This window comes from Bdellovibrio bacteriovorus (assembly GCF_001592755.1).
Classification (GTDB): domain Bacteria; phylum Bdellovibrionota; class Bdellovibrionia; order Bdellovibrionales; family Bdellovibrionaceae; genus Bdellovibrio; species Bdellovibrio bacteriovorus_E.
Genome location: NZ_LUKF01000020.1, coordinates 112,480 through 126,575, shown reverse-complemented (window position 1 = coordinate 126,575; position 14,096 = coordinate 112,480). Strand labels below are relative to the sequence as shown.

The following is a 14,096-nucleotide window of genomic DNA, read 5'->3' as shown; positions in this document are numbered from 1 at the left end:
CTGGCTAATTTTTGGCACCCTGACTAAAGTTTCCGCTGTCATAAAGATCTTAAGCGCAATGAGGTCGGCCTCATGTTTGCTCTTTTCGATGATATGTTTTCAATGTTTTTAGACTGTCTCATTTTGAAACGTTCTGCGAGAGCTTTGCTCTTCGCAACTCTGCTCTTTTCGGGAGCTGTGTTCGCTCAAGATGCAGTCCAGATTGATCCGGGAAACCAGAAGCTTTCTTCTGCGGATCGCATCGCTAACATTCTGATTAATTCTTTGCCTGAATCCGGGGTAAAAAAAGGCCTGCAACGCTACTATGAAATCATCAATCCCAGTGCTTATGAGGCAGATGCCGAAGTGGCGTTCACTAATTCCGGTTTAAGTCTGTACTTCGCTCGTCAGTTCAAAGGCAATGCTTGCTTTGCTGAAAAGACCTTGCGCTTTTACCACGATATAAGATCCAACACGAAAAACACACAAAGACCCGATCCTCAAATGCAACGCCACAGTCGCACTTCTTTAGGTGATACTGCCGGAGAAACGCGCAAAGACCTGCCTGCAGGCTGGCTCTTCCAAAAAGCTCTGACTTTTACAAAGGGAAACCCAAACGCCGCTTTGAGCTTGATCGGGATTTGTGGGCACGATGATATTGCTCAAGGAACTGCTTTCAACCAAGAAGCCGAAGACAAGCTTTTGGCGCAAGGTTATAAATGGGAAGATCTCTATTTAGATCCGGATACAACGGGTGAAGAAGAAACTTTTTGTCCTCCTCGTGAATCCGATTTTTATATTGCACGCTCTTTATCGAAAAAATCGGATATTAGTGACAGTTTAAAACGTCGTATTTTGGACGTTCAATATCCCGGCAAAAAAGCGGAACAAATCGCCTCTAAGAACTATCACGTTCTGGGTGCTGCCTTTATGACGTGTCAGATGATTGAAGCGGGCTTAAATCCCTATCTGGCTGTTCAAGTAGAAACTACGGCCGCGAATCTGTATCGCGGAATTCGCTTGTGTCAAAACATTGAGGCTCCGGCAAGCCTTTTCTGGAAACTTCAAAAAATGCCGGAATTACTACGTCGTCCTCACTCCTACACCTTTGAACAAGCCGTGATCCGCAAGGCTTTAGATCGCGGTACCAATAAAGAGTGCACGATGAAAAAGGTCGAAACAGATCCTTTGTGTGAGCTTCTCTATAAAGTGGGATCGGGCTTTGACTTAACCTCACCTCGTGCGGCGGCCCGCGCCGAAGAACAGCTTAATAAGTATCTGGATATGATGATCCCGAGTGGTGTCTACACTTCCTGGAATATCACTGGAAAAGTCGCGGGCATCAGCATTCCTTGCACGCGCGACCAACTCTTTGGCCCTCATCCATTTATGAAATGGCTCGTGGGACAGGGCCATTTGCCGTTAAATATCTGTGGAAAAGGGTTGTCTTTAGAAAGCTGTCGCAAAGCTTTAAACACTTTGCGCACTTGGGAAGTGGATTTCGACTGGACAGTCTCTCAACACTTAGCAGGAGCGCAATTCGCCGCGGGCGTTTGCAAACCCCTGCCTCAAGGAAAATCTTCTTTCCAAAACTTCTGCGACTAAGCGGACTTTTTAAGGCCCGTCAAAGTTTCTAAATGCACAATCGTCTCTGTCAGACCTTCGGTGGATTCATTCAAGCTGGACGCCGCCTGAGAAATCGTCTCTGAAGAAGCCGCGTTAGTTTGGGTCGCTTGATCCAGTTGATTCATGGCTTGAGTGATTTGTCCTACACCCGTGCTTTGCTCCACACTGGCTGTCGCGATTTCATCATTCAATGCCGCCACTTTATTAACAGAATCCACGATGCGCTTTAAAACTTCATGACTGGAATCTGCGACCTTCTGACCATTTTCCACTTGCGCGACACTTTCAGAAATAAGATCGGAAATCTCTTTCGCCGAAGTCGCACTTCTTTGCGCCAAGGCACGAACGGCATCCGCAACAACGGCGAAACCTTTCCCCTGCTCTCCGGCACGAGCAGCTTCCACTGCTGCATTCAGGGCTAATAAGTTTGTCTGAAAAGCAATATCATCAATCACGTTGATAATATCTTCGATTTTCTTTGATGACGACGCGATTTCATTCATCGAGTTCATCAACGAGGCGATTTCTCGTGAACCCTCTTCTGCCGAAAGCTTGGATGTTTGCGATAGATCCGAAGCCGACTTGGCATTGTCAGCGTTCAGCTTGATCATACTTGAAAGTTCTTCTAAAGAAGCGACTGTTTCTTCCAAAGAGGCCGCAGACTCTGTCGATGCCGCAGATAAATCAGAGCTTGAAGAAGATAGATTTGAAACGAGGTCACGGATTTTTCCATATGCTTTAGATAAAGCCTCTGTTTGCAAGCGAATGCCTTGCTTTAATGCATTTGAAGACATGAACATCGAAAAAGAAAGACCGATGATCATCAAAGCCACACTGGCCATGCCTACTTGAGCAAAACGCAATGCCTTTTCAACAGCTCCGTCGGTGCGGGCTTGCAATTCTTTCTCAAATTGATTGATGGGCTCGCCAATCGTCACTAAGAATTTATGATAGGCTTCATCATGCATAAGCTTACGCGCCAACTCTAAATCAGGCTCTTTATGAAGAGTGAACTTACCCGACGCGTCTTGAAAAAGACCTTTCGCCGCATTCATGGCGATAGTTTCGGTCACGACAAGATCATTGGAACGCTTTTGGGCTTCCGCAAGCAAAGCAAATTCTTTTTCAGTAAAGCCCGCTTCTTTCATAAGCTGAGTCGATGAGACTTTTCTGCCGTCAGGACGCGCCATCTCACCATTACGAACAGCGATGATGTCGAAGTATTCTTTTTCATACTTTTCATCGCCGGTAACCACAAAGGTACGTGCTGTCCGAGTTAAATTTGCGGAGTCATCGCGCATCTTTTGCGCTAACTGAATAGATACGAATTTAGATGCATGAGCTGTATCGAGCTCCTTTTGATAGTAATAAGCGCTTCCGATACAGATATAAAGTGCGATCACCAATCCGAAGGACAGGAAGTTGAAAAAACGTACCTTGGCGAAAACATTCATTGTGAGAGCCTCTCGTGAGAATTATTTGGGAAGCTCTTCGGATCCCAAATTTTTCTCTAAAGCAGGCGTTTTTGTTTACTCAGATTTAGATAAGAGGCATTTCGCCGCTGGTCACCGCTTCGCGCACTTGCGGCCAGAACCAGTCCAGCTGTGGATCCGAGGCAATAACATCCTTAATCAGGACTTTGATATCGCTTCGGTTTGAGATTTCTCGGCGCAACCAGATTTCAATTTCGTCGTAACCTGGGCCGATGATAGTGATTTCAACATGACTTAAAAAATGAAGCAGATGAAGGTCCTGTGTCGCCACATTTTGACCCGCGGACTTCGCACGGATGAAATTTAAGACCTCGTTTTTGATATCAGAAAAATTACGATGATTGATTCGGCGAAGAATAAGGTCCGCGCGATGATCGCGATTGATCCATCGTTGATGCAGACCTCTTTGCACTAAATTAATCAGGAAGTTGCGCAATACAGAAGACACCTGACGAAAATCTTCGTCCGGTAATCCCATCACCTGCATCAAATCTACGTAGCGAGCCTGTTCCTGGCCGCGACGAAGAGAGGTGAGGACTTCAGGAATTCGTAAAACTGATTCGCGAATACCCTGAAGATCAATTCCTGCTCCATCCGTGAAGTAGAGAATTCTCATATCCCTATCATGACCTATCTTTTCGAAATGTGTGTAGGTTTTTAAGTATTCAAGACCATGGTCCAGCTTGTATTTTTTCGTGCAGACCCCTCGCCTTTTTGATAGGATGGATCGAGGCCCAAGGACTAGGTCTCGGCAAATTATGCCGGTAATAAAACAAAGGATTGTGCAACTGTGATTTCACGTAACCCGAAGAATCAACGCCCCCCTTTTGAAAGATTATATTCCTATATTCTTTTTGCGTTTGTCGGTTATTGCATCGCAGACCTTGCCATCCTGGCTTATCGCGACCGCATGTTGCCGCAATCCGCTCCTGCAGCTCGTCCCAAACCACCGGCAGCTGACATGTCCGTCAGTCGCGGCGCTTACAATACAATTACGACACGCAATATGTTTGCTTCGAACGGACAAATTCCTGAGCCCTTGGTGGATAAATCCAAAGGTGCTGAAGCGCAAAAAGAAGCCGATCCAGTTCCTTCGCAGTTACCTCTGACTTTGATTGGCACACTGGTGCATTCAAATCCGGATAAATCCTTGGCCGCTATTGATGTGCGCGGAAAAAACCAAGTCGTGTCTTACAGTCCCGGAAAAGAAATTGAAGGCATGGCCTCTATTATTCGTGTAGAGCGCCAAAAAGTTATTTTCCGCAATCTCAATTCCAATCGTTTGGAATATATTGAGATGAAAAAAGACGCTGGCAAAGTGGCTTTCGGTGCGGGTCGCCCGGCTGCCGCTGGAGGCAAAGAAGTTCAATCTGTCGGCAACAACAACTTCGTCATCAAACGTGCTGATTTATTGAAATACACGAATGATCTTTCCAGCATCTTGATGCAAGCGCGCGCAGTTCCTAATCGCGAACCTGGAACGGGCGCGATTAATGGCTTCCGTCTTTTAGACATGCAACCAGGCAGTATTTATGAACAGCTGGGCTTGCAACGCATGGACGTGATTAAGTCTGTCGATGGCACTCCTGTCGACAGTCCCGCGAAAGCCATGGAACTTTATAATACTTTGAAAAACTCACCGAAAGTGTCTTTGCAAATTGAGCGCAACGGTAAAACGGAGACGATGACTTACAATATTCAATAAGATCTCCGCGAAAGATATAGCAACTGGATTTTACAACTCCTCAAGGAGAGGATATATGAAAAAGACTGTCAGCATAGGACTTGCTTCACTGATGACCGCGCAGCTCGTCGGCCCTGCCGCGAATGCGCAGTTTGAGGACTTCCCGCCTCCACCGCCACCACCGTCTTCGGATTTTGGTGACGATTCAGGCTTTCCTCCTCCACCGGCTAATAATGATGCTTTTTCTGCCCCTTCACTTCCAAGCAATGGACCGAGTGCGGGTGGTTCTCGTGGCGGCGGAAATACCGCTGGCGGCATGGATGTGCTTAGCAAGAATGCCCGCGATAAATTCGCAAAAGCTCCGATTGAAGATATCAACAGTCAGAACTTCCCTGAAACGATTGAGTCCTTCGACTTCCCGAATGTGGAAATCACAGATCTGATTAAAGCTATCGGTGAATTGACAGGTAAGAACTTTATCATTGATCCGGGCGTGCGTGGAAAGATCACGATCACGGCTCCAAGTAAGATCACGGTCGCGGAAGCTTATAAGGCTTTCTTGTCTGCGCTTGCAATCAATGGCTTCACGGTTGTTCCTTCGGGCAGCTTCTTAAAAGTAAAATCAGCAAGAAATGCGCAACGTGATAATATCGAGACGTTCTCTGGCGCTTACTATCCGAACAGCGATCAGATGATCACTCGTATCATCCACTTGAAACACATTTCAGCGGCTCAAGTAAACAGAGACCTTCGTATCCTTCCATCTAAAGATGGTGAGATGAATATTTACGAGCCCACAAACTCGATCATCATCTCGGACTACGGCTCTAATATTGATCGCGTGATGAAAATCATCAGCCAATTGGACGTTCCAGGATTTGAAGAACAACTTGAAGTTATTCCTATTAAGTATGCAAAAGCCAAAGACTTGGCTGACCTAGTGGATAAAATCGTCAATAAAGGAAATAAAACTCAAGGTTCAGCTCCAGGGACATTCTCTGCGGGTGTTCCAAGATTCTCTCGTTCCGCAGGAGCTTCCAGCCAACAAGGCGCAAGCTTCTTTATGGCGATTCCAGATGATCGCACAAACTCGATCATCGTTGTCGGCAATAAATCAGGCATCGTGCGTATTAAAAAATTGATCTCTCAACTTGATTTCAAAATCCGTCCTGAAGAATCTGGCGGCGTTTATGTTTATCACGTGAAAAACGGTGATGCGGAAAAACTGGCGCAAACTCTTCAAGGTGTGACAAAGGATGCAGCTCCGAAGCCACAAACAGGTGGCAGCTTGCTTTCCCCTATCGGCGCTGGCGGTCAAATGCAAGCTCCGCAAGAGATCTTCGGTGGCGATGTTAAAATCGTCGGCGATAAAACAACAAACAGCCTTATTATCACAGCTAGCAAACAAGACTACGAAGTGGTTCTAAGTCTTTTGAACAAAATCGACACTCCTCGCGACCAAGTTTTCGTTGAAGCCATCATCATGGAGATGAGTGCGAACGACGGTAATACTTGGGGCGTGGGTTACTATAAATACGGTGACACAGGTTACGGTAAAGTCGGTTTCAATGGCGGTCTTGATATCAACAGCTTGCTAAGCCCTACAGGTGGTGCGGGTGCCGTGATCGGTTTCGGTCAAGGTGATGTGGTTGAAGTGACAGATCCTGTTTCTAAATCCACGATCAAGATTCCGAACCTAGTTGGTTTTATCAACTTCTTGAAAACAACGAAAAAAGCCAACATCCTTTCAACTCCAACTTTGATGACTTTGGACAATCAAGAGGGTGAATTGGAAGTCGGTGATAAAGTCGTCACGGGTTCAACAACCACGACTCCAACGAATGGCTCTCCGATCACGACGCCAACGTTTGAAGATGCGACGATCAAATTGACGCTGAAACCTTATATCAGCCCAGCGACAAATCAGATCCGCATGGAAATCAAACAACAAGTGTCTCAGCTTTCAACAGCAAGTACTCCGAAGGCGTTCCAGGATTCTACTCAGCCTTTGGCGAAGCGCTCGATCAAAACTGTGATTAATGTGAATAACGGCGACACGGCGATTCTGGGTGGTTTGATGAAAGAGCAAGACATCGAATCTATCAGCAAAGTGCCACTTCTCGGAGACATCCCTATTTTGGGTTGGTTGTTCAAGTCTCGCACCATTTCTAAAGATAAAACGAATATGGTTGTGTTCTTGACTCCGAAAATCGTGAAAAACTCGGCAGATACGAATGCTATTACAAATAGAACGCTGGATGAACGTATTGATTTCATCAAAGCTCAGGGCGGAGTCGATCCTTATGGTAAAAAGATGGATGCGATTCATCAGAAGGCGCGTGCGGGCCTGAATGGCAGTAACAACGCCGTCCCTCCTGAAACATCCCAACCTGTAATTGAAGAGGAATAAGAAAACATGGCCTCCGTGGATATTCAAACGATACTGTCAAAAGCGACCTCCCTGTCACAGGACCAAATCCGTTCTGTGCTTAACAATCCCTCGGTGGTGAGACCCGTCACCGTGGGCGAGGCTTTGGCAGCGAAAGAATTTTCCACGGCGGATGAAGTGGTCGCCGATCTGTGTAAGGAATTGGGCTTGGATTTTATCCGCGACATTCCAGTCAGTGATATCGCCGTCGACTTGATCCGTGATCTTCCTATCAACTACGCAAAACAACACAATGTTCTTCCGTACAAAGAAGAATCTGAAACGCTGATTGCGTTAACCAGCAATCCGGTGAATTTAAAAGCGCTTGATGATTTGAAAGTTCTTTTCGGTAAACGCGTTCGTCCCCTAGTGACAACGACAAGCCGTATTCAAGATGCGATCAATAAAGTTTACGAAAAAAGCACGGCGAATCTTTCGGGCCTTGATGAAATCGAAGAAGAAGATTACGACCTCGACGATCCTATCGTCGACCTTCTTGAAGCGGGCGAAGATGATGCGCCGGTGATCAAGATGGTGAATAGCCTTCTATTCCGTGCCGTGAAAGAAAAAGCTTCTGATATCCATATCGAACCTTATGAAAAAGACATGGTCGTGCGCTTTCGCATGGACGGTATTTTGTTCGACGTCTTTAAACCACCTAAGAAACTTCAAAACGCGATCACGTCCCGCATCAAAGTTATGGCGAACTTGAATATCGCGGAAAAACGTCTGCCTCAAGACGGTCGTATTCCTTTGAAAGTCGGCGGTAAAGATATCGATATCCGTCTTTCTACGGTGCCCACCGCTCACGGTGAGCGTCTGGTGATGCGTATTCAAGATAGATCGAGCATCGTTCTAGAACTTCAACAACTAGGTTTCTCGACAGAGAACTTAGATCGTTTGGATGACCTTTTAGCGCGCTCTTACGGGATCTTTCTAGTCACCGGCCCCACGGGTTCCGGTAAGTCGACAACTTTGTATGGAGCTCTTTCAAAATTAAACAAACCTGACGTAAACATTTTGACAGTGGAAGATCCGGTGGAGCAACGTATCCACGGGATTGGTCAGGTGCAAGTGAACTCTAAAATCGGATTAACCTTTGCCGCGGGATTAAGATCTTTCCTTCGTCAAGACCCTGACATCATCATGGTCGGTGAGATTCGTGACTTGGAAACAGCCGAACTTGCGATCCAAGCGTCATTAACAGGTCACTTGGTTTTATCTACTCTGCATACGAATGACTCTGCCGGTGCCTTCCCCCGTTTGATTGACTTCGGCGTAGAGCCTTTCTTGATCGCGACATCGATTCAAGGTGTTGTCGCTCAACGTCTGGTGCGTGTTCTTTGCCCGCACTGTAAAGCGCCTTATGAGCCTTCTGATTTCGAACTGCAAACAATTGGTGTGACTCGCGAAGAAGCGAAAAATTCGCACATCTGCCGCGCGATGGGTTGCAACCATTGCGGTCAGAAAGGTTACTCAGGCCGTACGACGATCAGTGAACTATTGATTGTCACTGACGATGTCCGCTCTTTGATCATGCAACGTAAAGATGGTAACTCAATTAAGAAGCAAGCTGTCGCCAATGGTATGAAAACCTTCCGCGATCACGGGGTCCAAAAGGTCCTTGCGGGGATCACTACTATTGAAGAACTTGCTTCCAATACGCAATTGGATATTTAACGGCGGCAGCCGGCAGTGCCGAAGCGCCTTCGGGCGCGCAGGCTGAAGCAGGGCCGTGAGGCCGCAGAGCGGAGCGCTGGAAGGCGCGGAACTGAAGCAGCATTTTTTAGGATAAGCAAATGCCGATTTTTGAATACAAAGGTCTATCTCGAGACGGAAAAAACGTAAAAGGTGTCGTTGACGCAGAAAATCTGCGCGCAGCCCGCACCAAGCTTAAAAAAGACAATATTTTCGTCGTCGATATCCGTGACAAAAAGAAAGTCGATCCTAAAAAGAAATCCGGCGCGAGATCCAGCGCGAAAGTGGGCGTAAAAGAGCTGGCATTGATGACTCGCCAATTAGCGACTTTAATCAAAGCCAACATCCCTCTGGTCGATGCTTTAACGGCCGTTTCCGAGCAAGTTGAAAATGCAGCTCTTTCTGAAGCCATTGCCGATTGTAAAAACATGGTGAACGAAGGCTCCCCGTTTCACAAAGCCTTGGCAAAATATCCCAACATCTTTACCAACATTTATATTTCGATGGTCGAAGCCGGCGAAATGTCAGGAAGCTTGGATGTCATCTTAATGCGTCTTGCGGAATTCACCGAAGCGCAAGCCGATCTTCGCGCGAAAGTCAGCAGTGCCATGACCTACCCGATCATCATGATGGTCGTAACTTTAGGTCTATTGGGTTTCCTTTTCGTGTTCTTGATTCCAAAAATGGTGACGGTTTTTGAATCAGCTCCAAACCTGCAACTTCCTTGGTACACGGTGACCTTGATTGATGCCAGTCAGTTTGTTGTGAACTATTGGTACTTGCTCGTAGGAAGTGCGTTGATTTTATATCTTCTTTTTAAAAACTGGAAAAGCACACCGGCAGGACGCAATCAATGGGACGCAATCTCGTTGAAGCTTCCTATTGTAGGCCCCACTGTTCGCATGGTTGCCGTTTCTCGTTTTACGAGAACTTTAGCGACACTATTAACAGGTGGCGTTCCGATGCTAGCGGCCTTAGACATTGTTCGCAACGTTGTGAATAACCACGTCTTGGCGCAAGCGATTGACGAAGCCCGTTCTAATATCTCTGAGGGTGAATCTATCGCGGGTCCTTTGAAAAAGTCCGGACAGTTTCCTCCGATCGTGATCCACATGGTGAACATTGGGGAAAAAACCGGTGAACTTGAAAACATGCTCTCGCAAGTTTCTGACGCCTATGACTTCCAGGTGAAAACAAAATTGGAAGGCTTAACAAGTCTGATGGGCCCCGTTGTCATTGTTATGATGGGTTTTGCCATCGGTATGATCGTTGTTGCCGTGATGGTGCCTATGTTTGAAATGGCGAACATCGCCGGTTAAACTTAAAGTACAACATCAACTAAAGTCTGTATCTCATCTTAAGTCGGGTCCAAAATATTTTGGATCCCTGTCAGATCTCATTCTTAGCAAAGCCGCATGTGTGCTTTACCTCAGATAGGACCTCTGCTATCCTCAACATCTGTTAAACATAAGGAGTAAGTAATGTCTCTTCTCAAAAACCGCAAGGGTATGACGTTGATCGAAATCATGATCGTCCTTGCGATCATCGGTAGTATCGCAGCTCTTCTTCTTCCAAACATCACAGGACAATTGGATAAGTCCAAAGTGAAAGAAGCTAAAATCCAGCTGACTCAAGTTGTGAATGCTCTTTCTATGTATTACACAGATTGTGGTCACTACCCTCAATCTTTGGAAGGTTTGACGAAAGCCGATCCAGATTGTTCAAACTGGGGTCCTGAGGCTTACTACAAAAAAGATCTTAAAGATCCATTTGGAAATGAACTGGTATATGAGCGCGAAGGTTCTGAATACACTTTGAAGTCTTTGGGTAAAGACCGCCGTGAAGGTGGCTCTGGTAACGACAAAGACATCACTCTAGAGGATGTTCAGTAATTTCATGCGTTCGCAAAAGGGCTTCACGCTAATTGAAATCATGATCGTGCTGGCAATTCTTGGCGCGGTCGTAGCGTTGGTAGCCCCCCGTTTCGTTAAAAGAGATGGAAATATCAAAGCCGTTGCTCGGAGCTTCATCGTTCTGAGCAAGGAAATCCGCAACAAAGCCCGCCTCACAAACTCCACGTATCGCTTAGTCATCAATATGGACACGCAAGATGAAGCTTATTGGGTCGAAAGAGCCAATGGCCCGCAGCCTGTGGACCCTAAGATGTACGAAGAGGCTTTAAAGAAAGAATCTGAAAAAGAGGAAGAGGCTCCGCCGCCGCTTTTTCAGATGGATAAATCCCTCACAAAATCAGAAAAAAAACTTCCCAGTGGCCTGCGTTTTGGCTCTGTGGAAACCATCAATATGAAGTCCCCTATCACTTCGGGACTCGCGTATATTCACTTCTTCCCTGAAGGCTTTGTGGAAGCCTCCGCCGTGCAAATCACGAACGGAAATAATTTAACTTGGACTCTTGTTTTTAATCCTTTAACGGGTCAAGCTGATATTATAGAAAAAGCTTCTTCGTTAAAGGATGTCCAACGGTGAGAAATAAAAGAGGTTTTACACTTATTGAAACGGTGATGGCGCTGGTCATCCTGTCTTCAGGTTTGCTTTTGCTAGCAAATTCTTGGAGCGGCAGTTTCATGCGTGTTCGTAAAACCCAGCTTTCTACCGAAGTCTCGGCCTTGCTTGAACGCAAAATGGTTGAAGTGGAAATGGAATATCAAGGTAAACCCTTAGACTCCATCCCCGAAGAAAAAGAAGACGACTTTGGTTCCGAATATCCTCAGTACTCTTGGCGCATGACTTCGAAAGAATTTGAAGTTCCGGATTTTTCAGCGACGCTCACAGCCCAAGCGGGCGGCGCAGACGAGCTGACATTGACGATCATGAAAACTTTGGCCGAGCACTTAGGAAAATCCATCAAGGAAGTCAAAGTCACGGTGATCTACAAAGGTGCGAAGAAGCCTTTAGAATTTTCGGCCACTCAATATTTCGTCGATTACGATAAACAACTGCCACTTCCTTCCATCCCGGGTGCGGGAGGCTAGTCATGAGAAACAATAAGGGTTTCACCATGATTGAGTTGATGATCACGGTTGCGATTCTGGCGACCCTCACCGTTTTAACGGCGCAGTCGATCACTCAAGCCATCAAAGCTAAAGGGAAATTGCAAGATCAAATCGACGATGTTTCCCGCATGCGCGATGCCATGCGCTTGGTGGAAAGAGATATCAATTTAGCTTATCACTATCGCGATCTTGAAAAAGAGATGGAGCAGATCTTAAAAAAGAAAAACTCCACGAATGCTAATGGCGGTGGCAACGGGGGGACGGCCCCTTCGGTGTTTCCCGACCCAAACCAAGACCCCAACAACCGCCGTGAAGTCCCTCGCCGCGATCCCGCAACTCACTTTGTAGGCAACGGCGAAAGCTTAAATCTAGTGACGATGAACAATGCGCGCACGACTCGCAATACCGCTCAAGCCGATTTTCTTGAAGTCGGTTATTCCGTGAAGGATTGCAAAAACTTGCGCAATGATTCCGCATCATCAAAATGTTTGTGGAGACGAAGCACGCCGTATGTGGATCTAGATGTCACTAAAGGCGGCGACGAAGTCGTTCTTCTAGAGAACGTCTCTGAATTCAAACTTCGCTACATGGGTAAAGGCAAGCAAGACTGGGTCACCGACTGGCGTACCGATGCTCAAGGCGACGGCGCAACAAAAGGAAAATTCCCCCAAGCCGTGGAAGTTTCTTTAACAGTTGAGAAAAAAGAAAAAGGCAAATCTAAAAAATACTCTATGCAAGCCATAGTCCCGATCCACTTCCCCAACAATCCTGAGGAGGCAGCAAATGCGCAAGGAAATCAAAGTTCTTGGCCGCAACCTAGCGGTCCCACTCAGTAATCAAAGGGGCGTGGCCATGATGGTGACCGTCGCTTGTATTATGCTGATCATGTATTTCGCGATGGAAGTCTCTTATGACTCCAACGTGGAATATTTAGTGAACTCACAAAGCTTGAATCGAGTGAAAGCCTATTACGCTGCCAAATCCGGAATGCAGCTAAGTCTTCTGCGCATCAAAATCTATCAGCAAGCGCAAAGTAAATTTGGCGCCCAATTAGGCAATAGCCCCATGCTAGATCAAATCTGGAAGTTCCCTTTCGCCTGGCCGATGCCCATCCCTGATGAGTTAAGCGCGGTCGACAAAGATAATTTCAAAAAAATCTTTAAAGAGTCCTCGATGGATTCCAGCTACATCGTCACGATTGAAGACGAAGGCTCAAAAATTGATTTGAACGACTTGAACTCTCCGTCAAAAAGCCTGCAAGAAATGACGAAGAAGCAGCTTCTAAATATCTTTGAACAAAAGAAACAAGAAGACGAAGAATTCGCCCGCGAATACAGCAACGTCCGCTTTGAAGAGTTGATCAACAACATCGCCGACTGGATGAGCCCCAAATCTCAATCCCTGAACGGCGGCGACAAAAGAGCGAACTACGCCGAACTCAATCAACTGTCCCAAACCGACTACTACCCCCCGAACCGCGCCTTTCGCACGATTGCCGAACTGCACATGGTTCCAGGAATGAATGATACTTTTTTTGATCTTCTTCAACCCAGAATCACCATCTACGGAATGAAGGGCATCAATCCAAATCTAGCAACAAAAGAAGTTTTAAAATCTTTAGACCCCGCAATGACCGACGAAGTCGTAGCTGAAATTATTAAAAGAAGAGAAACCGAAGAAGAGGGCGGCCCCTTTAAGTGCGACCAAAACGGCGGCAGCCAAGACTTCTGGAGCTTCGTACAACAAAAAGGCATCCGCATTATGGGAAATCCTGAAGACATCCCCATGACCTGCGACACCGTCATGAACTTCAAAATCAGAAGCACAGGCGAATTCGCCGGAGCCACAAGAGAAATCACCGCGATAGTGATGGACCTGAACCGCGCCGCTACGAAAATCAAATCCTTCGTAGACAAAGAAAAACAAGATCCAAACCCACCACCTGAGGACCCGACCAAACCAAAGACTCCGACAGGTGGAAACAACAACCAATCAAACCAAGTCCAAAAAGGCCCCCCAAGAATAGTCTTCTGGCAAGAACGCTAACACCTAGACCAACGTCCATTTTCCCTCTGAAAAATCCGCCCCCACGGCGCCGCCAGGCGCCCAGAAAAAAAACGGAGACGAGATCTTAAGTTTATCGATTAGGCTTGGTGTATAGCATTTTAAGTTAG

The 14,096-nt window shown here is 46.5% G+C and carries 11 protein-coding genes and 1 pseudogene; 10 read left to right on the top strand and 2 right to left on the bottom strand.

Annotated features, from left to right (window positions below; genetic code table 11):
- Window positions 1-72 precede the first annotated feature (72 nt).
- Entirely contained in the window at window positions 73-1,584 is a 1,512-nt protein-coding gene (locus AZI85_RS17025; protein WP_155724071.1) for a hypothetical protein, read from the top strand.
- Window positions 1,585-1,721: 137 nt separating this feature from the next.
- On the opposite strand, the pseudogene AZI85_RS18025 reads toward AZI85_RS17025, so the two are convergent.
- A pseudogene (locus AZI85_RS18025) lies at window positions 1,722-2,168 on the bottom strand (methyl-accepting chemotaxis protein); the annotation flags it as partial.
- Between the two features lie 976 nt (window positions 2,169-3,144).
- Complete coding sequence (locus AZI85_RS17015; RefSeq protein WP_063245170.1) at window positions 3,145-3,714, bottom strand: hypothetical protein; 570 nt, start codon at window positions 3,712-3,714, stop codon at window positions 3,145-3,147.
- 174 nt (window positions 3,715-3,888) lie between these two features.
- Here AZI85_RS17015 and gspC point away from each other — a divergent pair, with 174 nt between their 5' ends.
- From gspC to AZI85_RS16970, 9 genes are all read left to right on the top strand, one after another.
- Window positions 3,889-4,803 (top strand): type II secretion system protein GspC, encoded by a 915-nt coding sequence (gspC, locus tag AZI85_RS17010; RefSeq protein ID WP_063208258.1) that lies wholly within the window; start codon window positions 3,889-3,891, stop codon window positions 4,801-4,803.
- A 55-nt stretch (window positions 4,804-4,858) separates the two neighbouring features.
- Window positions 4,859-7,192, top strand: coding sequence for a type II secretion system secretin GspD (gene gspD, locus AZI85_RS17005; RefSeq protein WP_063245168.1), 2,334 nt, complete (start codon window positions 4,859-4,861; stop codon window positions 7,190-7,192).
- Between the two features lie 6 nt (window positions 7,193-7,198).
- The gene (gene gspE / locus AZI85_RS17000) at window positions 7,199-8,890 is read left to right on the top strand and encodes a type II secretion system ATPase GspE (RefSeq protein ID WP_063208264.1); all 1,692 of its coding nucleotides are present in this window, start codon (window positions 7,199-7,201) and stop codon (window positions 8,888-8,890) included.
- 119 nt (window positions 8,891-9,009) lie between these two features.
- Window positions 9,010-10,227, top strand: coding sequence for a type II secretion system inner membrane protein GspF (gene gspF / locus AZI85_RS16995; protein ID WP_063245167.1), 1,218 nt, complete (start codon window positions 9,010-9,012; stop codon window positions 10,225-10,227).
- A 162-nt stretch (window positions 10,228-10,389) separates the two neighbouring features.
- The gene (gspG, locus tag AZI85_RS16990; protein ID WP_063245166.1) at window positions 10,390-10,800 is read left to right on the top strand and encodes a type II secretion system major pseudopilin GspG; all 411 of its coding nucleotides are present in this window, start codon (window positions 10,390-10,392) and stop codon (window positions 10,798-10,800) included.
- A 4-nt stretch (window positions 10,801-10,804) separates the two neighbouring features.
- A complete protein-coding gene (locus AZI85_RS16985; protein ID WP_063245252.1) occupies window positions 10,805-11,395 on the top strand; it encodes a pilus assembly FimT family protein in 591 nt (196 codons plus the stop codon).
- Window positions 11,392-11,901 carry a prepilin-type N-terminal cleavage/methylation domain-containing protein gene (locus tag AZI85_RS16980; RefSeq protein ID WP_253721049.1) on the top strand — a complete coding sequence of 170 codons (510 nt, stop codon included), beginning with the start codon at window positions 11,392-11,394 and terminating at the stop codon, window positions 11,899-11,901. The genes AZI85_RS16985 and AZI85_RS16980 overlap by 4 nt, the downstream gene beginning before the upstream one ends.
- A gap of 2 nt (window positions 11,902-11,903) precedes the next feature.
- Window positions 11,904-12,758, top strand: a complete 855-nt coding sequence (locus AZI85_RS16975; RefSeq protein ID WP_063245165.1) for a type II secretion system protein GspJ — start codon at window positions 11,904-11,906, stop codon at window positions 12,756-12,758.
- On the top strand, window positions 12,706-13,968 hold the full coding sequence (locus AZI85_RS16970) for a general secretion pathway protein GspK (RefSeq protein ID WP_253721048.1): 1,263 nt from the start codon (window positions 12,706-12,708) through the stop codon (window positions 13,966-13,968). The genes AZI85_RS16975 and AZI85_RS16970 overlap by 53 nt, the downstream gene beginning before the upstream one ends.
- The last annotated feature ends 128 nt before the right edge of the window (window positions 13,969-14,096 follow it).

Coding starts and splice junctions, on each gene's coding strand:
- AZI85_RS17015 (WP_063245170.1), bottom strand. CDS start 3,714: ATGAGAATTCTCTACTTCACGGATGGAGCAGGAATTGATCTTCAGGGT.
- gspE (WP_063208264.1), top strand. CDS start 7,199: ATGGCCTCCGTGGATATTCAAACGATACTGTCAAAAGCGACCTCCCTG.
- AZI85_RS16970 (WP_253721048.1), top strand. CDS start 12,706: ATGCGCAAGGAAATCAAAGTTCTTGGCCGCAACCTAGCGGTCCCACTC.
- AZI85_RS17025 (WP_155724071.1), top strand. CDS start 73: ATGTTTGCTCTTTTCGATGATATGTTTTCAATGTTTTTAGACTGTCTC.
- AZI85_RS16975 (WP_063245165.1), top strand. CDS start 11,904: ATGAGAAACAATAAGGGTTTCACCATGATTGAGTTGATGATCACGGTT.
- gspF (WP_063245167.1), top strand. CDS start 9,010: ATGCCGATTTTTGAATACAAAGGTCTATCTCGAGACGGAAAAAACGTA.
- AZI85_RS16985 (WP_063245252.1), top strand. CDS start 10,805: ATGCGTTCGCAAAAGGGCTTCACGCTAATTGAAATCATGATCGTGCTG.
- gspD (WP_063245168.1), top strand. CDS start 4,859: ATGAAAAAGACTGTCAGCATAGGACTTGCTTCACTGATGACCGCGCAG.
- gspG (WP_063245166.1), top strand. CDS start 10,390: ATGTCTCTTCTCAAAAACCGCAAGGGTATGACGTTGATCGAAATCATG.